The sequence below is a fragment of the Flavobacterium sp. genome (genome assembly GCF_028689845.1).
Taxonomy (GTDB): domain Bacteria; phylum Bacteroidota; class Bacteroidia; order Flavobacteriales; family Flavobacteriaceae; genus Flavobacterium.
Map to the genome: position 1 here is coordinate 1 of NZ_JAQVCH010000008.1, position 22,317 is coordinate 22,317.

General features: G+C 35.4%; 15 protein-coding genes. 7 read left to right on the forward strand and 8 right to left on the reverse strand.

The features are described 5' to 3' along the window. A partial coding sequence (locus PHR76_RS04690; protein WP_300059068.1) for a MopE-related protein occupies window positions 1-2,299 on the reverse strand: 2,299 nt, incomplete at its 3' end. Between the two features lie 417 nt (window positions 2,300-2,716). Here PHR76_RS04690 and PHR76_RS04695 point away from each other — a divergent pair. Continuing rightward, window positions 2,717-3,883: an iron-containing alcohol dehydrogenase gene (locus PHR76_RS04695; protein WP_300059070.1), complete on the forward strand. Its 1,167-nt coding sequence runs from the start codon at window positions 2,717-2,719 to the stop codon at window positions 3,881-3,883. Between the two features lie 241 nt (window positions 3,884-4,124). Here PHR76_RS04695 and PHR76_RS04700 read toward each other — a convergent pair whose 3' ends face one another. Both PHR76_RS04700 and PHR76_RS04705 read right to left on the reverse strand, forming a co-directional pair. After that, on the reverse strand, window positions 4,125-6,170 hold the full coding sequence (locus tag PHR76_RS04700) for a M13 family metallopeptidase (protein WP_300059072.1): 2,046 nt from the start codon (window positions 6,168-6,170) through the stop codon (window positions 4,125-4,127). Window positions 6,171-6,182: 12 nt separating this feature from the next. Beyond that, entirely contained in the window at window positions 6,183-9,560 is a 3,378-nt protein-coding gene (locus tag PHR76_RS04705) for a T9SS type A sorting domain-containing protein (RefSeq protein ID WP_300059074.1), read from the reverse strand. A 109-nt stretch (window positions 9,561-9,669) separates the two neighbouring features. Between PHR76_RS04705 and PHR76_RS04710 the strand changes: the two genes are divergently transcribed. The 4 genes from PHR76_RS04710 to PHR76_RS04725 all read left to right on the forward strand — a co-directional run bounded on the left by PHR76_RS04710 (window position 9,670) and on the right by PHR76_RS04725 (window position 12,896). Next, window positions 9,670-10,341 (forward strand): SCO family protein, encoded by a 672-nt coding sequence (locus PHR76_RS04710; protein ID WP_300059075.1) that lies wholly within the window; start codon window positions 9,670-9,672, stop codon window positions 10,339-10,341. A 76-nt stretch (window positions 10,342-10,417) separates the two neighbouring features. Then, a complete protein-coding gene (locus PHR76_RS04715) occupies window positions 10,418-10,645 on the forward strand; it encodes a FeoA family protein (RefSeq protein WP_300059077.1) in 228 nt (75 codons plus the stop codon). A gap of 9 nt (window positions 10,646-10,654) precedes the next feature. Further along, window positions 10,655-12,760 (forward strand): ferrous iron transport protein B, encoded by a 2,106-nt coding sequence (feoB, locus tag PHR76_RS04720; protein WP_300059079.1) that lies wholly within the window; start codon window positions 10,655-10,657, stop codon window positions 12,758-12,760. A gap of 7 nt (window positions 12,761-12,767) precedes the next feature. Further along, on the forward strand, window positions 12,768-12,896 hold the full coding sequence (locus tag PHR76_RS04725) for a FeoB-associated Cys-rich membrane protein (RefSeq protein WP_300059081.1): 129 nt from the start codon (window positions 12,768-12,770) through the stop codon (window positions 12,894-12,896). On the opposite strand, the gene PHR76_RS04730 is transcribed toward PHR76_RS04725, so the two are convergent. Together PHR76_RS04730 and PHR76_RS04735 are read right to left on the reverse strand one after the other, a co-directional pair. Further along, the gene (locus tag PHR76_RS04730) at window positions 12,893-13,711 is read right to left on the reverse strand and encodes a ZIP family metal transporter (protein WP_300059083.1); all 819 of its coding nucleotides are present in this window, start codon (window positions 13,709-13,711) and stop codon (window positions 12,893-12,895) included. The genes PHR76_RS04725 and PHR76_RS04730 overlap by 4 nt on opposite strands. 2 nt (window positions 13,712-13,713) lie before the next feature. Then, window positions 13,714-14,361 carry a metal-dependent transcriptional regulator gene (locus PHR76_RS04735; RefSeq protein ID WP_300059085.1) on the reverse strand — a complete coding sequence of 216 codons (648 nt, stop codon included), beginning with the start codon at window positions 14,359-14,361 and terminating at the stop codon, window positions 13,714-13,716. Between the two features lie 85 nt (window positions 14,362-14,446). On the opposite strand from PHR76_RS04735, the gene PHR76_RS04740 reads away from it, so the two are divergent. Together PHR76_RS04740 and PHR76_RS04745 are read left to right on the forward strand one after the other, a co-directional pair. Next, window positions 14,447-15,898, forward strand: a complete 1,452-nt coding sequence (locus PHR76_RS04740) for a TonB-dependent receptor (protein WP_300059087.1) — start codon at window positions 14,447-14,449, stop codon at window positions 15,896-15,898. A gap of 136 nt (window positions 15,899-16,034) precedes the next feature. After that, on the forward strand, window positions 16,035-16,445 hold the full coding sequence (locus PHR76_RS04745; protein ID WP_300059089.1) for a BrxA/BrxB family bacilliredoxin: 411 nt from the start codon (window positions 16,035-16,037) through the stop codon (window positions 16,443-16,445). Window positions 16,446-16,515: 70 nt separating this feature from the next. Here PHR76_RS04745 and PHR76_RS04750 read toward each other — a convergent pair whose 3' ends face one another. From PHR76_RS04750 to PHR76_RS04760, 3 genes are read right to left on the reverse strand one after another with little or no spacing between them, the layout of a single operon-like run. Beyond that, window positions 16,516-17,904: an efflux transporter outer membrane subunit gene (locus PHR76_RS04750; RefSeq protein WP_300059091.1), complete on the reverse strand. Its 1,389-nt coding sequence runs from the start codon at window positions 17,902-17,904 to the stop codon at window positions 16,516-16,518. Then, window positions 17,879-21,049, reverse strand: a complete 3,171-nt coding sequence (locus PHR76_RS04755) for a multidrug efflux RND transporter permease subunit (protein ID WP_300059093.1) — start codon at window positions 21,047-21,049, stop codon at window positions 17,879-17,881. Before PHR76_RS04755 ends, PHR76_RS04750 begins: the two co-directional genes overlap by 26 nt. A gap of 24 nt (window positions 21,050-21,073) precedes the next feature. Beyond that, window positions 21,074-22,231 carry an efflux RND transporter periplasmic adaptor subunit gene (locus PHR76_RS04760; protein WP_300059095.1) on the reverse strand — a complete coding sequence of 386 codons (1,158 nt, stop codon included), beginning with the start codon at window positions 22,229-22,231 and terminating at the stop codon, window positions 21,074-21,076. Window positions 22,232-22,317: the final 86 nt, after the last annotated feature.

Genomic DNA, 22,317 nt, shown 5'->3' on the forward strand with positions numbered 1-22,317 from the left:
TTAAAGCTACATTATACTCATAGTTTAACGCTGATGGAACTACTTCTGCACGAATGATGTTATTCATTTGTACTAATGTTGCCCCACATGAAGTTGACGCTAAAACCGTATTTGGAACTCCTGGTGTCACAATTGTACAAGGAGCACCATAAACTTCCATCCACTCTTGGTTTAATCGAAGAGCTACTTCTACTGAATAAGGCGTATCGTATTCTGCAAAATCAGTATAGGTTAATTGGAAAACATAGTTAGAACGATCTACAATACGAACCGCATTAGTCAGTAAATTCGTTACTCTAAATCGGTAACCTGTCACAGTAACTCCATTTGGAATTGATTGTGAAAAACGATCGCCACGAACCGTCTGATTCAATGAGCTTAAAGAGGAATCACAATTTTCTGCACGTAAACGTGAAGTAATTACAGAACATCCATCCGTTGTACTTCCATCACAATTTTGATCAATACCATCATAACAAATCTCGATTGCTCCTGGATTGATAGCTGGATTGTTATCATCACAATCACCATTTAATATCACCCCAGTTGGAGCAAATACAGAAGAGCCATAACCATCTCCATCCGCATCTATATAAGTTACTAAATTATCATTTGAGTCTGTATTATTTGTAACGCCTCCACAAGCAACAAAAATTAAAGAACCAAAACCGTCTGAGTCCAAATCTTCATATAGCAACAAATTATCATCACAATCTGTGTTATTTGTAACATAGCCAACTGGCAATCCGGTACAATTAGAAACAGTGTTAGCGGCATCTCCAAAACCATCTCCATCCAAATCTGCATAATAGGTTATGGCATTTAAAAGTGAAATGGTATCGCCATTTGCACTTCCTGCTTCATTTGTTACCGTTACTAAGCCCGAAACTCCCTGAGGAACCGTAACGACCAATTGTGTATTGCTTTGAGAATCTATACTTACTAACGTTCCTCCTACAGTTACACTCGTAACATGAATTAGATTATTTCCTGTAATCGTAACTTGACCAGAAGCGTTGTCGCAAATTGCTGTTGGGGCAGTATTTGCAACTGTGGGAGGAATCATAGTAACAGTGCCAAAAAAAGTGAAATTGTTAATGCCAAATTCGTCTAAAAAGATACCCGAATTATATCCATATAGCCTAAAGGTTATAGCGGACTGTACATTCTGATAGGTTCCACTTGATAAATCTATCGAACGATTATGAGCACTTGTATTTGTAGAAGTATAATTTGATCCTATAGCGGTTACATAGTTTGACAAACTAGATCTAAAAGAAAAATCCTCAGGAGCAAGGAAACCCCTCCGCTGTCCTTGATAATCAAAACTTTCAAAGTTTAATTGATATCCAACCGCTGGAGAAACAGAAAACTCGAAATAATCAGACGAATCTAAAGAGCCGCTAGTTGTCCATCCAGTTGCACTATAGGCACCATTTTCTGTGCTAATTGTCAACCCACTCCCTATTCCTATTCCAGTAGCAGTTGCATTTGCATCTACCGCTTGATTCGTTGTATAAGGATTAGCCGTGTTATTATTAGTAGTAATATCATTAGAAAAAATAACACTTGGAACCGTATAATTGACTGTCACATCGTCAATGGCTAAACCATGATCACTACCACTATGATTAACATCAAGCCATCTTAACATCAGATAATCACCATTAACTAAAGAAAGACCGCTAATAGAAACATTAGTTGCAGCAACACGGTTTGCAGGGCTGTTACCATTTAATGCGATATCGTCAGAACCTGAAGATATCGGCCCATTTAAATTTAACCCTGATACCGAACTCCAACCAGAACTCGTATTAGGTTGTAAATCAGTAATGACACTAGAACTTGTTTTGTAAGAAAAAGCCAGACCTTGGGTAACATCTCCTGCTTTTCGCCATTGTTCTAACGTATAACTAATCGTAATGTTCGTAATTGTAACTCCTGAAGTATTTCTCAACAACAACCCAACGGCAATATCATCTGTAGATCCGCTGTTCACTTGCCCTAAAGCACGATCAACTGTAGTCCCAAAACTATAAAAACCACCTGAATTGCTTGAGCCCGATCCAGCAGCATACTTGTTAGGATTTACATTACCGTCTTCTCGTTGGATATACCAAGAAGAAATAGTACTGTTATTGGTAAAATTATTGGAGCTTCCTGATGAAGAAAGCGTATTAAAATCCTGAGAATAAGCCCCAGTTGCCGTAATAGTCACTTGTGCGTAAGAAGCAAAATGAACAAAGAAGAGTAAGACTGTCATGAACAGCCCTAAAAAGCGTAATTGTTTAGTTTCCATATATAAAAGTATTTAATTGTATACATACTTTGGAAACGCTCTATGTTTAAGGATTAAACTATGGTATTATAAAAATTTTAGAGAAACAAACGTAAATCAATTAAATGTAATTTTGTTAAAAAATCGACCATTGACCGTTTTAAACGTCAAATGACTTTAATTTAGTAATTTAACGTTGCTATTTGTTTTTTATCGATTATTTAGTTAAACCATTGTATTGTTTTAAGTTTTTTATATTATTATAAGCAATTTAACCAACTGCCTTCTACTTTTACCTGTTGCACTTATTACTTGAACATGCAAATTAATAATTTTACAAAAATCTTCTATTTTAATTTTTCTTTCTCTTAACACTCCTTTATCACTAGTTCGTTGAGGAGATTTGTAACTTTGTAACAATATATTTAAAAAACCATTATGACAAACTTTGAATTATATAATCCAACCAATTATATTTTTGGGAAAGGACAAATTGCAAAATTAAAAGAATTAATTCCATCAAACAGTAAAATTTTATTGGCTTATGGTGGCGGAAGTATTTTTAAAAACGGAATTCATGAACAGGTTGAATCTGCATTAGTAGATTTTGAGGTGGTTGCGTTTGGCGGCATTGAACCTAACCCAAGGTTTGAGACTTTGATGAAAGCAGTTGAACTCATTCGTGAACAAAATATCAACTTTATTCTTGCCGTTGGTGGCGGAAGTGTGATTGATGGTGTTAAGTTTATTTCTGGAGCGGTAAAATATGAAGGTGATGCCATTGATATCTTGAAAAAGAAAGTGCTTTTTAAAGATACTTCGAAAACTATTCCATTTGGAACGGTACTGACTTTACCGGCCACAGGCAGCGAAATGAATTCGGGTGCGGTGGTGACCATTGGAGCAACACAAGAAAAATTAACTTTGGGAGGAAGTGCGTTATTTCCAAAATTTTCAATTTGCGACCCAATTGTGGTAGCCTCGTTGCCAAAAAGACAACTAGAAAATGGCGTTGTAGATGCTTTCACCCATGTGATGGAACAATACCTCACTTATCCGCATGATGCTTTGTTACAAGACCGTTTTGCCGAAAGTATTTTACAAACTTTAATCGAAATCGGGCCAGCAGTTGTTCAAAACCCGTCCGATTATAAATTGGCCTCTAATCTTATGTGGTGTGCCACCATGGCTTTAAACGGATTAATTCAAAAAGGCGTGCCGAGTGATTGGGCAACGCACATGATTGGCCATGAATTAACGGCCTTATATGAAATTGATCATGCTCGAACTTTAGCTATCATTGGTCCGAATTTATATCGCGTCATGTTTGATACCAAAAAAGAAAAACTAGCCCAATATGGCGAACGCGTTTGGAATGTAACTGGAACTTCGGTTGAAGAAAAAGCAAACCAAGCACTTGAAAAAACAGTTGATTTTTTAGTAAAAATGGGAATGCCAACGACACTTTCAAGTCAAACAAAAGAATATGCAAAAACAGCCGATGTGATTGTAAATCGCTTTGAAGAAAGAGGTTGGAAAGCGATGGGCGAAAAGCAAAATATTACATTAGAAAAAGTGAGAGAAATTGTGGAGATGAGTTACTGAGTAGCTGAGTAGCTGAGTAGGGAAAAGTAAAAAAAATAATTCTCAAAAAAATATTGAATCTCCCTAAAATTTGAGAATTCACTAAAAATTCAAAAGGCGTTCCAGAACTAAATTCAGGAATGCCTTTCTCAAAACACCAAAACAAAATTTAACTAACTCTAACTCTCTTTAAACAATGATTGTCAAAGCATAACGAGTAAAAATTATTTTTATTGTTTTGATTATCAATTTTTTAAATAATTTACCAAATTTTAACTCTTTTATCTTCTGGTAGATACATTCCGTCTCCCGGCTGAATGTCGAAGGCTTTATAAAAAGCATCTACATTTTGTAACGGCACATAAGCACGGTATTGACCTGGTGAATGCGGGTCTGTTTTTACTAAGTTTTTAATTGCCTCATCACGGGCTTTGGTTCTCCAAATAGTTGCCCATGAAATAAAGAAACGTTGCTCTGGCGTAAAACCATCTATTAATCCTGGATTTTCACTTTCTTTTAAGTGTATTTGAAGTCCGTCAAAAGCAGCATTCACACCTCCTAAATCGCCAATATTTTCACCTAGTGTAAATTTTCCATCCACAAAAATACCAGGCAAAGGCTCCAACTGACTGTATTGGTCTGCTAAAGCTCCTCCTAAATCGGTAAATAATTTTAAATCTTCATCACTCCACCAATTTACTAAATTTCCGTCGGCATTGTATCGTGAACCACTATCATCAAAACCATGAGAGATTTCATGACCGATTACGGCTCCAATTCCACCATAATTAACAGCTTCGTCTGCTTTATAATCATAAAATGGGGGTTGTAAAATGGCCGCTGGGAAAACTATTTCATTAAACGAAGGGTTAAAATATGCATTCACGGTTTGCGGTGACATTCCCCATTCGGTTTTATCTACTGGTTTATCCAATTTTGCATAATTTTCTGCTGTTCGCCATTGGCTGATTCGCTTGGAATTATCAAAATAAGTTCCGTTTTCTTTTGGACCAAGAATCGTTACTTTAGAATAGTCTTTCCATTTATCAGGATAACCAATTTTAACATTGAATTTTTTCAACTTTGCCAAGGCATTTGCTTTTGTTGAAGTTGCCATCCAAGGCAAATTATTAATCCGATTTTCATACGCTAAAAACAAATTATCAATCATTTTTTTAGCTTTCACTTTCGCTTCTGGCGGAAACATTTTTTCTACATAAATTTTACCTAAAGCTTCACCAAATGTGCCATTCACACTCTGTAAGGCTCTTTCATCAAACGGACGTTGTTTAATTGCTCCTGTTAATGTTTTTCCATAAAACTCCCAGTTAGCATTTCCAATATCGGTTGATAATGCACCGGCCGATTGGTTTAATAAAGTCCAACGCATATAAGCTTTCCAATCTTCTATTTTGTTTGCTTTAAAAATTGTTTCTAGAGCAGTCATATAACGCGGTTGCGATACGATTATCGAATCGACAACTGGCAATCCAATTCCCTCTAAATAACTCGTCCAATTCACCGTTGGTGTCAAGGTTTGTAATTCGGCTAGAGTCATTGGATTATATGTTTTTCTTCTATCTCTACGTTCAACACGGTCTAATCTTGGCGTTGCCATTTCAATTTCTAGAGCTAGTATTTTTTCTGCATCTGCTTTTGCTTTTGCAGGTTTTTCGCCTAATAAAGTAAGCATTCGAGCCACGTGAATCACATATTTTTCTCTCTTTTCTTTACTATCATTATCGTTTGAAACATAATAATCACGGTCGGGCAAACCAAGACTTCCTAAACCAACACTTACTACATTGCGATTGCTATTTTTTGAATCGGTTCCCACATAAACACCAAAAAAGCCAAGTCCGCCTTTGTTGTCCATCTCAATCAATAATTTATTTAAATCGGCCGTGTTTTTAACGGCATTGATTTTATCTAAATACGGTTTAAGTGGTTTAATTCCTTGTTTATTGCGAGTAATCGTATCCATAATAGAACGATATAAATTCAAGGCTTTTCCTTGGTCGGTTTCACTAGTATAAGCGGGATTACTCAACGCTTCTTTTAGAATGGCCATCATGTCTTTGTCGGTGTTTTCACGAAGCTCGTCAAAACTTCCCCAACGGGTTCTATCGGCAGGAATTTCGGTTTTATCTAACCATGTTCCGTTTACAAATCGGAAAAAGTTATCTTTTGGTTTTACCGAAGTATCCATATATTCTAAATTAATTCCATGTGAATTTTCTTGGGCATTTCCACTCAGACTGAACGCTGAAAATAAAAGTCCGATAAAAAATTTATTCTTATAATTCATTGTTGAAAAAATTTATTTTTTAATGATTCTTTTTACGATTTGATTGCTATCACTAGTAATTTTGACAAAATAAATACCAGTAGCTGCTTTTTCTAAATTAATTTGTGTGGCAGAATCTGATAAGGCATTGGCTTCAATCGTTAAAATATTTTTCCCGGTCACATCAAACACTTCTACTTTTTGTGGATTTAAACTACCATATGCAATTGTAAAAATACCATTTGTTGGATTGGGATAAATGGAAACGGCTTCCATGCTAAATGATTCGGAAGACAACGTTCCATCGACAATAAAATCATCAATAATAACACCTTCTTTAGCAACGGCTTCATCAGAATGAAAAACAAATCTAAAAATAACATTACTTTGGTTAACCAATTGCGTTAAAGGATATTGATATTGTATGACGGAAGTATTTGTTCCCGTCCATTGAGCTCCAGGGCAATTATAGCAATTACTTGCATTTTGAGAAGTTTGACTACTATTATACCAATTCGGGTCGTTTGCAGTGCCTAAAACAGTCCATGTTTGACCAATATCAGTGGTGTATTCTACATAAAGAATATCCCAGTTTTCTTCTAAATCAAACGCCATTTTAAAACGTAAAACAGGATTGGAAATTTGGTTTAAATTATAACATTGCGAATATAAATATGCTTTCGTGGCATCGGTATAATTACCCGATAAATTTGTGCCATAAACGCGTGTTCCAGAACCAGTAGTGTTTAACAACGTGCCAGTTGGAATTCCTCTTTGCCACAAGCTTCCATCTCCATCTTGTGCCGTAACTAAATTTGAAAAAGGAGTTTCAAAAGTATTCAACGCACCTACCGTTCCATTATCATTATTTAAAACGGTTGCTGTAATGCTATTATTATTTGGAAAAGCATCGCCTGCTAAAACGACAGTTCCGACAATTATTGATTTTCCTCGAATTAAATTCAAGTTATTAATTTGAACAGAAGTAGTTGTTAGCGATTCGAGGTTGCCGTTCCAATTATAACTAAAAGGTGTCCCATTTATAGTGTAATTTAGAGTAAAGGTAGTTACGGTTGAAACACCTGTGTTCTTTACTAGAAAAGAAATCGTATTGACATTACAATTAATATTATCCGTTTCTGGATCTTCTAAACTAACTAACGTAAGGTCGTTTTGAGCTAATTGTGAAGGTATCGGCGATTGCCAAATTCCTCTTCCATAAGTTGCAGCAATGATTTTCTCGTCAATTAAATGAATTTCTAAATCCGTCACATCAACATTAGGTAAATTAATATCAAACGGAATCCAGGAGTCCATTGTATCATCACGATAATAAACCCCTAAACTAGTTCCCACATACAACGGATTATCTACATGGTTTCCTTGGTGTTTGATTACGTTTTTACCAATATTTGGAAGTCCTTGTCCGATAGATACAAAACCTAATCCTCCATTATTTGATTGAAAAGCACTCCCTGCATTTCCAGCCGTAGTTACATAAACAATCTCATTATTTAACGAATTGACTTCGATTCCGGTTATACCACTTGTAAATGTAAAAGCAGTAAAGAAAGTGATGCCTGCATCGGTGCTTTTATATAAAACACTACCATCCCCTACATATATTATATTGTCATTGGTTGGATCAATTGTAATTCTTTCGAGATTTCCTCCAGAAAAAGAAGAAGTAGAAATTAACGTCCAAGTATTGTTGACTAATTTATATAAGCCATTAAAACCTGAATATAATTCTCCTGCAGAATTAATTACCAACGGAGTAACCCAATTTCCGGTTTGACCACTCGGTGCGTTAATGCTTCCTGCTAAATTTGCTCCTGAATTGTTAGAGAAATACAATCCGCTTCCGTTTTGAATAAATCCGTAAACTTTATTACTATTATTTGGGTCGATTGCAGTTTCCATTCCATCGGCACCATAAAAATTTTGCCATACGTTTCCGTTTAAGGCATATCCTCCGTTATCTTGAAGCCCACCAGCAATTTTAGTTGCGGTTTGTTTGGAAACTGCAACCTTATAAAATTGTCCAATTTGAGCAGTAGCCGTTAAATCTGTAAAATTAGTTCCTCCATTAGAAGAAACATATACGCCACCATCGCTACCACAATATAATAAACCATCATAAAATCGTAAAAAATGAATATCTGCATGCGTATAACTAGCCTGAAAAGGTTGATTCCAACTGTTTACTTTGGTAAATGAATTTCCTCCAGTTGTAGATTTCCAAATATTTAAAACGCCGGTATAAACTTCCTCTGCATTGGTGTCTGAAACAGCCAAAGCCATATCGTACCAGGCTTGATCGGCTTCAAATATATCAACACTACTAAACGTTTTGGCAAAAGTTTGTCCGGAATCTGTCGATTTATAAAGTCCTTGAAAACTCGAGTTTGTTCTCGCACTTAAAACATACACATACTCTGCATTGGCTGGCGTTACATCAATTAGTAAACGTCCTGAATTTGCAGGCATTCCAGTACTTATTTGCGAAAAATTTTCTCCTCCATTTGTAGACCGATAAAATCGATTTTGGGTTACTGCATAAATATAGTTAGGATCTCCTGGTTTTAATTTGATGTCTTTCACGTTTCCAGTCAATTTTTTAACCCAAGTTGTTCCTGCGTTTATTGTTTTATAAAGTCCGTCACTTGTTGCGACCCATAAAATTTGCGGGTCAGCAGGGTGCATAAAAATTTCACTCGCCAAAGTCGACGTGTTATTAAATGTAAGCCCTGTCGTATTCCAAGTTAATCCTCCATCAATAGATTTTAAAACTCCAACAGAGTAAGAATCACTTGCATCTTTATCACCAGTAGCAATATAAATAATATCTGGATTAGTATGGTCTACAGCAATTCCTGAAACACCAATTTGTGGAAGATAATCCGATAAAGGAACCCAATTGACTCCCGCATCTATCGATTTCCAAATTCCGCCAGCTGGGGCACCGATATAAAGAGTGTTGGCGTTAGACGGATCAACCACCACTACATTCACACGTCCTTGTCCAGAAGACCACGAACCGGTATTGGTATGACTATATGGGCCTAAAGGCTCCCAATTGCTAACCGCATTTTGAATTGAATTTCGAGACACATGATTGTTCTTTTTCTCCCATTCTTTCCACATTTGTTGTGGCGTAATTAAATAACCCGTTGAGTCAACTTTGTTTCTCCAGTGGTTTTCCCATCGCATAAAAGGCTTATACCCACTGCCTCTTTTTTTATGATCTCTATTTTCCCAATAGGTTTCAAAGGCATTTTTAATTTCGTCAATTGTTGCATCGTCATTCTGTTTCTTTTCTACCGCATCCATCCAAGGTGCCGTTTCATTAAACTGAGCAAATGAAATTGAACAGTTTACCACAAAAATAATTAGTAGAATTTTTCTCATTTTCTTAAAATTTTATCAAAAATATAAAAATCAAATGAATACTAAACTATTAATTAACACTTGTAGAGCTAGATAATCGGGTTTTAACTTTTTATCTTTGCAAAAAAAAATGTTATTATTTTTAAAACGATATAAATATTACCTAGTTGGAGTGGTTGTTTTTTCTGCCATTTTTCTCTCTATTTCATTTCGTTTGTTGACTCCAAAGAAAACCTTGCCTATTTTTAATCCTTCCGATGTAAATCCAGAATTGGTTGACAGTACCGTTCAACATATTAGTAAATACCATACGATAGCTGATTTTTCTTTCACTAATCAAAATGGCAAAACAATTACCCAGAAAGACTATGAAGGTAAAATTTATGTTGCCGATTTTTTCTTCACTACTTGCCCGACCATTTGCCCAATAATGCAAGACAATATGGTCGATATTCAAAATGAATTTATAAACAACCCGCAAGTGATGTTGCTTTCCCATACCGTGATGCCACATATTGACAGCGTTCCGGTTTTGAAAAACTATGCAATAGAAAAAGGAGTTGTTGATTCTAAATGGAATCTCGTAACGGGAGACAAAAAAGACATTTTTTATATTGCTCGAAAATCCTATCTTGCCGTAAAAACAGAAACAGCTGGTGAATTATACGACATGGTACATACTGAAAACTTTATTTTAGTGGATGAACAAAAACGTGTACGAGGTTTTTATGATGGCACTAAAAAAGAAGAAGTGGCTCGTTTAATTGAAGACATTCATTTTTTATTAGGCAAAGAAAAATAATTTTTTAACTGATTTTTATCATTTTTGTTTGTCTAAAAAACTGTACTTTTGTATTTATATTTATTCTAAATAAAAATTGCAAAAAACAATAGATCAACTCAAAAAAGGCGAAAAAGGCGTAATTCTAAGCTTTGATATCGATAAAATTCCATTAAAATTAATTGAAATGGGATGTATGGAAGGTCATTTGGTGGAATTAATCCAGGTTGCACCCTTTGGCGACCCTATTTATTTAGATATGAATGGCACTCATTTGGCAATTAGAAAAGAAATGGCTCGTGAAATTATTGTTGAAATTTTTTAATTTATTTTCATGAAGCACCCTTTTTTAAAAGTCGCCTTAATAGGAAATCCCAATACAGGAAAAACTTCTTTGTTCAATCAATTAACCGGGCTCAATCAACAAGTTGGAAATTACCCCGGCATTACCGTTGAACGAAAAGTAGGCGTTTGCTCACTTGGTGAAAATCAAAAAGCAACAATTCTCGATTTACCTGGCACTTATAGTTTGAATGCCAATTCAATTGATGAGAACCTTGTCATCGAATTGTTATTAAACAAAAACGATATTGATTATCCAGACGTGGTGGTCGTAGTTACCGATGTAGAAAATTTAAAACGAAATTTACTTCTTTTTACCCAAATTAAAGACCTTGAAATTCCAGCTATCTTAGTAATAAACATGGCTGATCAAATGAAAATCAAAGGAATTTCGTTGGATATTCAAGCCTTAGAAACGGCGTTAAAAACAAAGATTGCTTTAATCAGTTCTCGAAAAGCCACGGGAATAACTGAATTAAAAAAATTAATAGTAGAATATCAAAACCTTTCTACAGAACCCTGTTTAAAGAGTTCAGAAATTGACACACCTTATTTTGAAGAATTACGACGCATTTATCCGAATGAATCGTTATATAAATTATGGCTTGTTATTTGTCAAAATGTCAATTTTGGTTCGGTTTCAAAAGCCGTTGTCATTGATAATTCATTCGCAAAGTCAGAAAGCGATTTAAAGCGTTTGCAACATAAAGAAACGGTTAAACGGTATCAATTTATAAATAACTTACTTAAAGAAACCAAAAAAATTGATGTTTCAAAAGCCTCTGGAATCCAAGCTACATTAGATAAATTACTGACACATAAAATTTGGGGTTATGTTATTTTCTTTGGTATTTTATTTTTAATTTTTCAATCGGTTTTTGCTTGGTCAAGTATTCCAATGGATTTTATTGATGAACTGTTTGCTTCCATGAGCACTTGGGCTTCTGAACATCTCCCTGCAGGAAAACTAACCGACTTAATAGCCCAAGGAATCATTCCGGGCATTGGCGGAGTAGTAATTTTTATCCCGCAAATTGCCTTTTTATTTCTGTTTATTTCTTTATTAGAAGAAAGTGGCTATATGAGTCGCGTGGTGTTTTTAATGGATAAAGGAATGCGGCGTTATGGTTTAAGCGGTAAGAGTGTGGTGCCTTTAATTTCTGGAACTGCTTGTGCCATTCCAGCTATCATGGCCACTCGAAATATTGAAAATTGGAAAGAACGACTCATCACGATTTTAGTAACGCCATTTACAACATGCTCGGCAAGAATTCCGGTGTATACCATTTTGATTTCATTGGTTATTCCAAACAAACGCTTTTTAGGCTTTTTTAACCTACAAGGGTTAACCCTTATGATTCTTTATGCTCTTGGGTTTTTGATGGCAATTGTTTCTGCTATCATTCTAAACCATTTTTTAAAGCTCAAATCAAAGAACTTTTTTGTGGTCGAAATGCCAAAATACAAGTTTCCTTATTATAAAAATGTAGGTTTAAATGTGATTGAAAAAACGAAAGCCTTTGTTTTTGGTGCCGGAAAAATTATTGTATCGCTTTCTATCGTTTTATGGTTTTTAGCGTCTTATGGACCCACAGATAATTTTTCTAATGCCGAGAAAATAGTTCGAACAAACCCTAAGAACAGTTCGCTTTCTACAGATGAACTTGAGGACAAAGTTGCTTCTTTCCAGTTAGAAAATTCATATATCGGAATTATCGGAAAAGCTATTGAGCCCGCTATTGCTCCTTTAGGATATGATTGGAAAATTGGCATCGGAATTGTTGCCTCTTTTGCCGCTAGAGAAGTATTTGTAGGAACCATGGCCACGATTTATAGTGTTGGCAGTCACGGAGATGAAGAAAACACCATTAAACAACGGATGCGTTCAGAAGTTCATCCTGAAACTGGCGAACCAATATATACGTTTGCTTCTGGTATTTCCTTATTGCTTTTTTATGCTTTTGCGATGCAATGCATGAGTACGCTTGCCATTGTTAAAAAAGAAACAAATTCATGGAAATGGCCAATGATTCAACTTTTTGTGATGAGCGGATTTGCTTATGTTGTTGCCTTACTCTCCTTTCAATTATTAAAATAAATCTAGTATGGCCTTATTTCAAGAAATAGTAGCATTTATTGTTTTAGGGATTGCCCTCTTTTATCTCTATAAAAAATTCTTTTGGAAAAAGAAAAATAAAAAAAGTTGTGGCGAAGATGATTGTGGCTGTCATTAACCCAAAGCCACGTCTAAAACCATCATCACAATAAAACCACCAATAAAGCCTAAGGTTGCAATATCTGTATTATTAGCTTGTTGCGTTTCTGGAATAACTTCTTCCACAACCACATAAATCATCGCACCCGCAGCAAAAGCAAGAGCATAAGGTAAAATTGGTGTAAAAAATATTACTGCTGCAGCACCTAAAACACCAAAAATGGGTTCAACAATAGCGGAAGCTTGTCCGTACATAAAGCTTTTTCTTCTACTCATTCCCATTCTTCGCAAAGGCATCGAAACGGCAATTCCTTCAGGAAAGTTTTGAATTCCAATTCCAATTGCTAAGGTCACAGCACCAGCAATTGACGCTTCTGGAATTCCTGCAGCCACACCTCCAAATAATACCCCAACCGCTAATCCTTCTGGAATATTGTGCAAGGTTATGGCTAATGTTAGTAAAGTGGTTCTTTGCCAAGGTGATTTTATACCTTCTGTTTCCTTAAAATTAATATGTAAATGTGGTAATGTTTTGTCTAGTGTAAAAATAAAAAGTGCTCCCAAAGCAAAACCAATTGCGGCTGGAATTACCTTTATAAATCCTTCACCATCACTCATTTCAATAGAAGGTGCTAATAAACTCCAAAAACTCGCAGCAACCATAACACCACCAGTAAAACCGAGCATTCCGTCAAAAAAAGTTCGATTCATATTTTTAAAAAAGAACACAAATGATGCTCCTAAAGCGGTTACAAGCCACGTGAAGAGTGTCGCATAAAAAGCAGCTAAAATTGGATCAATACTTTCTAAATAGGTTAATAAATCTTGAAACATAATTATTTAACGTATAAGTTAGAAGCTATTTTATTGGAAATCGTTAACTTTTTATTGTTAATTTCAATATGAAGTATATCATCAAAAGCGTCTTTTTCAATAATTTTAAATATCGACCCTAAAGCGATTTTTTGTTTGTCTAAATATTGTAAAAATTCAGGTGAAGAATCCTTTACGCCCACACAGGTATAAGAAACATTACTATTTGCATCGGATAACAACTGTTTTTGGAGTTTTTTAATTTCTCCATCTTTATTGGGTATAGGGTCTCCATGTGGATCAAATTCAGGATAATTTAAAAAAGAATCTAATTTATTAATTAATTTCTCCGATTTGATGTGTTCCAATTCTTCAGCAATTTCATGCACCTCATCCCACGTAAAATTTAATTTTTCTACCAAAAAAACTTCCCACAAACGATGTTTTCTAACAATCATTTTTGCGTTTATTGTTCCTTTTTCAGTCAATAAAGCACCTTGGTATTTTTTATAAATGACTAATTCTTTATCTGCTAATTTCTTCAACATATCGGTTACCGAAGAGGCTTTAGTTTCTAGCATTCCAGCAATAGCATTGGTATTAACTCCTTTTGGAGAGACCATGGATAAATGATAAATTACCTTTAAATAATTCTCTTCTGAAGTAGTCATTGACTAATATTTTTACAAATATATTAAAAATATTTTGTGATTATAAATATAATTTTTAGGTTTGTCTAAATATTTATTTATTGTTATGAAAAAAATTATAGTGTTACTTTTAATTTCTTGTTACGTAAATGGACAAACCAACCTGAAAGGCAAGGTAAGTTCTGAAGACGAGCCAATTCCGTTTGTGAATGTATATATATTATCTCTCGGTATTGGTACCACAACCGACGAAAACGGAATGTATTTATTGGTTGTGCAAAAACCAGGCGATTATACCGTACGATTTTCAAGTATTGGTTATAAAAATCAGTCTAAAAAAGTTACAATAATTGGAAAATACCAACTCCCAGTTCAAGAAAACATGTTTGCCTCTTTTTCTTATACGAATCACAATCAAAACTCGGCTTATGGCGACCTATTGTTTTTAGCGAAACAAGAAATTGCTTTTGGCCAACTCTTGTGGGATAAAAAGTTTGAAAATCACGATGTTTTGATGGGAACAGCTTTTCGATACCAATATTACAACGACAATACCGTAGCAACAGCCATCGCTGAACGAAGCAAAATCAGCAGTTTATTTATACAAGATGAGCTTACTTTAACTGAAAAGCAAAGTGCGTTATTAGGCCTAAGATATGATTATAATTCAAGTCATGGAAGTATTTTAACACCGCGAATCGCCTACAAGTTTAAACCTACTAAAAACGATATATTCCGAATTAATGCTGGAACAGGTTTTAGAATTGTTAATTTATTTACCGAAGAACATGCTGCACTAACAGGAGCCAGAGAGGTGATTATAACAGAAGACCTTGATCCAGAAAAGTCCTATAATATCAATGTCAATTATTTAAAAAAGTTTGAAATAGGCGAAGGCACACATGCAATTATAGAGTTTTCAAGTTGGTTTACTCATTTTAAAAATCAAATTATTCCAGATTATGATACCAATCCGAATCAAATTATTTACAGCAATTTAAATGGCTATGCAAACACTTATGGAATCACTGGAAATGCAGAATTTATTTTTCCTTTTGGACTAAAGTCGAATTTAGGTTTTACGGCTTTAGAAGCAAAAAACAAAAGAGATGGATTAATCACCTCTCCTATTTTAACTGAAAAATTTAGTGCTATTTGGGGTGTTTCCTATGAATTAATGAATGGCTATTTAACGTTTGATTATACCGGAAATCTTTACGGCCCAATGCGATTGCCTTTGTTAAGCGATTTAGATCCACGTCCTGAATATTCTCCATTTTGGAGCATCCAAAACATTCAAGTTACGTTTAAAAAAATACAGAATTTTGAATTTTATGGCGGAATTAAGAATCTCTTGAATTGGACTCCTAGCAAAAACAATCCCAACTTAATTGCAAGAGCGAACGATCCTTTTGACAAAGAAGTCACTTTTGACGCGGATGGAAATGCTGTGGCCACCCCAAATAACCCGTATGCTTTGACCTTTGACCCAAGTTATGTCTACGCACCAAATCAAGGAATTAGAGGTTTCTTTGGTATACGTTATAGTGTTTTTTAGCAAGACAATTTAGATTGAACACTTAATCAAAATTTATAGTTTCTTTAAAATATTTCACGAAAATTCATAGTATCTTTGCTAATGAACTACTGCTTAATAGTATTCATTTATATAAATATCCTTTAAAATAAAAATTATGTATCCACAAGAAATGATCAAACCGATGATAGCCGAACTTTCAGAAGTTGGTTTTCAAGAACTACATACTGCAGAAGCTGTTGAAAATGTTTTAAAACAAGAAGGAACTACTTTAGTTGTTGTAAATTCTGTTTGTGGTTGTGCTGCTAGAAATGCTAGACCAGGAGCAAAAATGAGTTTAGATGGAGCAAAAAAGCCAACAAATTTAGTAACTGTTTTTGCAGGCGTAGACAAAGAGGCTGTTGAAACAGCGAGACAACACATGTTTCCTTTTCCTCCTTCTTCACCAAGTATTGCTTTGTTTAAAGATGGTGAATTAGTTCACATGTTAGAGCGTCATCACATTGAAGGTCGTCCAGCAGAAATGATTGCAGACAACTTAAAAGATGCTTACGCAGAGTTTTGTTAACCAAACTATTTTATACAAAAACACCTCTAATTTATTAAAAATTAGAGGTGTTTTTTATATAACTTTTCTTTTACTGCCATCCGCCACCTAAGGCTTTATATAATCGCATTACGGCAGAAAGCTTTTCTTGTGACAAGTCGGATAAATTAATTTCTGAATCAAATAAAGAACGCTCAGCATCCAACACTTCTAGATAAGAAACATAGCCATTATCATAACGGGCTTGAGATAATTTTAAATAAATCCTAGCGGCCTCTGTTTGTCGACTTGAAGCATTCCATTCTTCATTATAGGTATCCAGAGCAACTAAAGCATTTTCTACCTCAGCCACAGCATTTATAACTATTTTTTCAAAATTTAATTTTGATTCTTCTGCCAGTTGTCTATTTAAAGTAACGCGTTGCTTGTTCTTTCCAAAATTAAAAAGAGGACCAAACAAGCCTCCTCCTACATTTTGAATATAAGAACCACTGTCGAATAAATTTGAAATTTCAGGACTAGCAAACCCAGCAAAAGCAGCAATATTAAAGGAAGGGAAACGCATCGCTTGTGCCACACCAATTCGTTCTACAGCCGCTTTGTATTGAAGTTCGGAGCCTTTGACGTCTGGACGGTTTTCCAATAAGGCAGAAGGTAATTCTACTGGAATTTGGGTTGAAACGGTTTGTTCATGGTTCCACTTTCCACGTGCAACCGGTCCTGGCACTTGACCCGTTAATACATTTAATGCGTTTTCTAAAGCAACAATTGTTCTCTTAATTTGTTGTAAAGCTTGTTCAGCAATGGCGACTTGTTGTTCCACTTGAACTTTATCAAGCTGGGAAACATAGCCTTTTTCAAATCGTTGATTAATAATTTCATCCGAACGCTTTCTGGATTCAATTGTTTTTTCTGTAAAAATCAAACGATTATCATAATCTCTTAATTGAAAATAAGTTGAAGCAATTTCGGATACTAAATTAGACACCACAACTTTTCTGGCTTCGTCCGAGGCTAATAACTCGTTTCTTAAAGCACCCGTTTCATGTCTAACTTTTCCCCAAAAGTCCAATTCCCATGACATAGTCGCGGTTAAGTTTGTGTTTTGCAAAAGTGATTGTTGACTATTTACTTGACCGCTATAGCCGATGTTAGGATATAAGTCGGCTTTCGTGATTCCGAGAACAGCTTTTGATTGTTCAATTCGAGCTAACGCAATTCTTAAATCATAATTATTGTCGAGTCCTTTTTGAATTAAGTCTTTTAAAACAGCATCTTCAAAAATATCAAACCATTTTACGTTGGCAATGGAGTCATTCACCTTTGCTTCTGCTTGTTTATTTAGATATTCTTTAGGACTGTTCTTTATTTCGGGTCGTTCATATTTAGGTCCAACTTTACAGCTTACAGCGAGTAAAGCTACTAGAAATAACGTGGCAACGAAGTTATATTTTTTACTCATGATTCGTTGGTTTTTCATCTGCTTTTGTTTCTACTAAAGGTTGTGTTTCTTGCTTTTTACCCATTCTTTCAATCATAATATACAAGCCTGGCACCACTAATACGCCTAAGAAAGTAGCAATGACCATTCCGCTAAAAACGACCATCCCCATAACAATTCGGGCTTGTGAACCAGCTCCAGTTGCTGTTAATAAAGGTACAACGCCTAATATAAAAGCAAATGCGGTCATTAAAATGGGTCTGAATCGTAATTTAGCAGCATAAATCGCTGATTCATATAGAGGCTTACCTTTGTCATATTCTTCTTTAGCAAATTCAACTATTAAAATGGCATTTTTAGCGACTAGTCCAATTAAAAGAACCAGTCCAATTTGTGCGAATACGTTATTTACATAAGCATCGCTTCCCAAACCAGCTAAAAATAATCCTAAAAAGGCTCCAAAAACCGCAAAAGGTGCTCCTAATAAAACACTAAAGGGTAATTTCCAACTTTCATATTGAGCGGCAAGAATTAAAAACACAAAAACTAACGCCATGATAAAAACAGAAGCTCCACCTGGTGAGTTTTTTTCTTGGTATGTAAGGTTGATATAATCTAAACTCATGTCTGCTGGTAATGTTTCTGAAGCCACTTCTTCTAATGCAGTTAAGGCTTGTTCGCTACTAAAACCATTGTTGGGCGAGCCTCCAATTTCTGCAGCTCTAAATAAGTTCAAGCGGTTTGTAAAGTCAGGCCCTGTAACTTTTGACGCAGTAACCAATGTGGAAATCGGTAACATTTCGCCCTTACTATTTTTCACATAAATTGAGCTTAGATTTTCAGGCGTTAATCTATCGGTAGCTTCTCCTTGTACAAAAACTTTATATTGTCTTCCAAATCGATTGAAATCATTTACGTAATTTCCTCCTAAAAAAGCACCAAGCGTTTCTGTAATTGAAGAAACTGGGATGCCTAATTTCATGGCTTTATCATTATCAATATCTAATTTAATTTGAGGACTTCCCGCATTAAAAGTGGTATAGATTGATTTAATTTCAGGTCGTTTTTTAGCTTCAGCAATAAATGCTTGTGTTTGTTGAGCTAAATATTGTGGTGTATTTCCACCTCTATCCTGAAGCATCAAACTAAATCCAGCAGAAGCTCCTAAGCCTTGAATAGCGGGCGGGCCAAATGCAAAAGCGGTAGCATTACTAATTTCAGTTGACAACCTAAAATTGATTCGGTCAATCACTTGTTTGGCAGTTTCCGCTCGTTCCTCCCAAGGTTTTAAGGAAACAAACACAAACGCATTGCTTGATTGATAGGAACCCGTTAACATGCTAAATCCATTAATCGTTGTATAGGATAAAACCGATTCCTCTTCGCTTAGAAATTGATCTACTTTTCTTGAAATTTCATCCGTTCTTTGCAACGAAGAAGCAGGTGGCAGTTGAATGTTTACTAAAGCATAGCCTTGGTCTTCTTCGGGTATAAATCCGGTTGGAATTTTAATTCCCAACAATGCTACAATTCCCAAAACGACAACTAAAAGAATAACAATTCGGAATGCTTTTTTAGCAAAATAATTTACACCATTTATGTATCTTCCTGTAACTTTTTCAAAAAACCGATTAAATCCAGTAAAGAATCTTGGCAGTAATCCCTTTTGTTCACTCATTGGTTTGGTGGGTTTTAGCAACATAGCACAGAGGGCGGGACTCAAAGTCAAAGCACTAAAGGCCGAAAAGGCTACAGAAACGGCAATGGTAATAGCAAACTGTTGATAAAAACGCCCTGTAATTCCTGGTGTCATCGCCACAGGTACAAAAACAGCAATTAAAATTAAGGCAATTGCAATTACGGGACCCGTTACTTCTTTCATCGCTTGAACAGTCGCCTCTCGAGGTGATTTACCTTTTTCAATATGGTGAATAACCGCTTCTACCACAACGATAGCATCGTCAACCACAATCCCAATTGCTAAAACTAAACCTAAGAGCGACAAGGTGTTTATAGAAAAGCCCAATAATGGAAAAACGGCTAATGTTCCAATAAGTGAAACCGGTACTGTAATTAGCGGAATTAAAGTTGCTCGCCAATTTTGTAGAAAAATAAACACCACTAAAATCACTAAAAATATCGCTTCAAAAAGTGTATGAATAATATCTTCAACACCAGCAGTAATTGCCAAAGTAGTATCTAAAGAAACTTGATATTCTAAATCGGTTGGAAATTTTTTAGCCATTTCCTCCATTGCTTTTTTTGCTGCTTCTGCTACTTCCAAAGCATTACTCCCAGGCATTTGATATACTCCAATTCCGGCACTTGGCGAACCATTTCTTCTTGAACTTGAACTATAATTTTCTGTGCCTAATTCAATTCGAGCGATATCGCTTAGTACTACTTGTGAACCATCTTCTTTACTTCGAACAACAATTTTTCCGAATTCAGCCTCATTCACTAATCGTTCTTGAAGCGTAACACTATACGTAAACTCCGTTCCTGTTGGGGCTGGCTCTGCACCAAATTTTCCACCAGGACTAATCATATTTTGATTGTTCACTGCGTTTTTAACATCAGAAACTGTAATTCCCAATTTGCTCATCACATCCGCTTTAAGCCAAATACGCATGGAGTAATCGCTTCCACCAAACAAGGATACTTCGCCGACGCCTTTTATACGAGAAAGCTGATCGACAATATTGATGTTGGCATAATTATTTAAAAACTTCGCATCATAATTGGGGTTTTTTGATGTCACTGTAAATAACATCAAGGGAAACGAGAGTGATTTTTTTACCACAACGCCTTGTTGTTTCACACTTGATGGCATGAACGGCAACGATTGAGCCTGACGATTTTGTGTAAGCATGTTGGCATTATCTAAATCAGTCCCAACATCAAATGTGACTTCTATAACTAAAGTCCCGTCTGAAGTATTGGTTGATTTCATATACAACATGTTCTCCACCCCATTCACTTTTTGTTCAATTGGTGTGGCGACAGCTTGCTCTACATTTAATGCATTTGCTCCTGTGAAACTAGTAATGATTTTTACAACTGGCGGATTGATATCGGGATATTGTGAGATAGGTGTTTTTTGCAGGGCTAATAATCCTAACAACACAATAATGATACTAATGACTATTGCCACAATCGGCCTACGAACAAAAAAATCTCCCATGATAACAGTTTTGTATTACTTCAATTATTGGTTAGCGGTTACTTCTTGTCCTGGTTCCCATTTTATAATTTTTGGCGTAATTAAACTACCATTTTTCATTGAAGAATTTCCTCCAAATGCAATTCGATATCCATTTTTCAAACCTTCTTCTATGACATATCCATTTTTATAAGAGGCACTAGGTTTAATAATTTGCATTTGAACTGTATTGTTTTTATCAACAACATAAACTTGAAAAATACCTTGCATTTCTATCACTGCTCGTTGTGGAATAATTATAGCGTTTTTACGAATATCGGTTACCAATCCAACTTTCACAAACTGTCCTGGTCTAAGTAATTTATCGGGGTTTGGAAAAGCAGTTTCAAAGGTCATTGCCCCTGTAGAAGGATCAATTTGTCTGTCTGAAAAACTCATTTTTCCCTTTTGTGGATACATAGATCCGTCCGACAGTTTCAACGACACTTCTTGACCAGCCGATTTTAAATCGGAATTATCTTTACTATATTCTCGATAAAGCCGCAGAAACTCTTGTTCGCTTAAAGTGAATCGAACACGAACGTCGCCTAAGTCTGAAATCGTATTTAAAATAGTCATTCCTCCTGGCTTGATATAATCACCTACTCGAACATTAGAAATTCCAATTAAGCCAGAAATGGGAGCCAAAATCCGACAATAACCCAATTCAATACGAGCATTTTCAAGTACTGCATTGGATGCATTCATTCGGGCAATAGAAGCATTATAGGTTTCTTTTGCTGCAATAAGTTCACGTTGACTCAAGGCATTCATTTTGGCCAAAGGCTCAATCATATCAAAGTCTGATTTTGCTTTTGCTAATCGGGCTTGAGCCTCTGCTACATTTCCTGCTGCTTGATTTACCTTATTACTATAAGGAAGAGCGTCGATTGTGTAAAGTAAATCTCCTTTTTGGACATAGCCACCTTCCTTAAAATTCACGCTTTCAATTACGCCATCGACTCGAGGATTAATTTGAATATCCGATTGTCCAAAAGTTTGTCCGCTGAATTCCGACTCTAATCGTACATCTTGCTGAACTATATCTAAAACAAGAACCTCAAGCGGGTTCATTTCTGGTACTGCTTCTTTTTTACATGAACTTAAAATTGCCAGAAAAAATAAATTAGCAAGCAATATTTTAGGAATATACGACATTTTCATTTTGAATTTTTTTCGGTCGTAAATATATTGATTTGTTAAGAATTTCCCAAAACTAACGTATTGTTTCTGATATACTTTTTATAAAT

What these genes read in the sequence shown, in the direction of transcription:
- PHR76_RS04705 (WP_300059074.1), bottom strand. Translation starts at nt 9,560, where the DNA reads ATGAGAAAAATTCTACTAATTATTTTTGTGGTAAACTGTTCAATTTCA.
- PHR76_RS04725 (WP_300059081.1), top strand. Translation starts at nt 12,768, where the DNA reads ATGGCCTTATTTCAAGAAATAGTAGCATTTATTGTTTTAGGGATTGCC.
- PHR76_RS04710 (WP_300059075.1), top strand. Translation starts at nt 9,670, where the DNA reads ATGTTATTATTTTTAAAACGATATAAATATTACCTAGTTGGAGTGGTT.
- PHR76_RS04695 (WP_300059070.1), top strand. Translation starts at nt 2,717, where the DNA reads ATGACAAACTTTGAATTATATAATCCAACCAATTATATTTTTGGGAAA.
- PHR76_RS04730 (WP_300059083.1), bottom strand. Translation starts at nt 13,711, where the DNA reads ATGTTTCAAGATTTATTAACCTATTTAGAAAGTATTGATCCAATTTTA.
- PHR76_RS04735 (WP_300059085.1), bottom strand. Translation starts at nt 14,361, where the DNA reads ATGACTACTTCAGAAGAGAATTATTTAAAGGTAATTTATCATTTATCC.
- PHR76_RS04760 (WP_300059095.1), bottom strand. Translation starts at nt 22,231, where the DNA reads ATGAAAATGTCGTATATTCCTAAAATATTGCTTGCTAATTTATTTTTT.
- PHR76_RS04745 (WP_300059089.1), top strand. Translation starts at nt 16,035, where the DNA reads ATGTATCCACAAGAAATGATCAAACCGATGATAGCCGAACTTTCAGAA.
- PHR76_RS04740 (WP_300059087.1), top strand. Translation starts at nt 14,447, where the DNA reads ATGAAAAAAATTATAGTGTTACTTTTAATTTCTTGTTACGTAAATGGA.
- PHR76_RS04755 (WP_300059093.1), bottom strand. Translation starts at nt 21,049, where the DNA reads ATGGGAGATTTTTTTGTTCGTAGGCCGATTGTGGCAATAGTCATTAGT.
- feoB (WP_300059079.1), top strand. Translation starts at nt 10,655, where the DNA reads ATGAAGCACCCTTTTTTAAAAGTCGCCTTAATAGGAAATCCCAATACA.
- PHR76_RS04700 (WP_300059072.1), bottom strand. Translation starts at nt 6,170, where the DNA reads ATGAATTATAAGAATAAATTTTTTATCGGACTTTTATTTTCAGCGTTC.
- PHR76_RS04750 (WP_300059091.1), bottom strand. Translation starts at nt 17,904, where the DNA reads ATGAAAAACCAACGAATCATGAGTAAAAAATATAACTTCGTTGCCACG.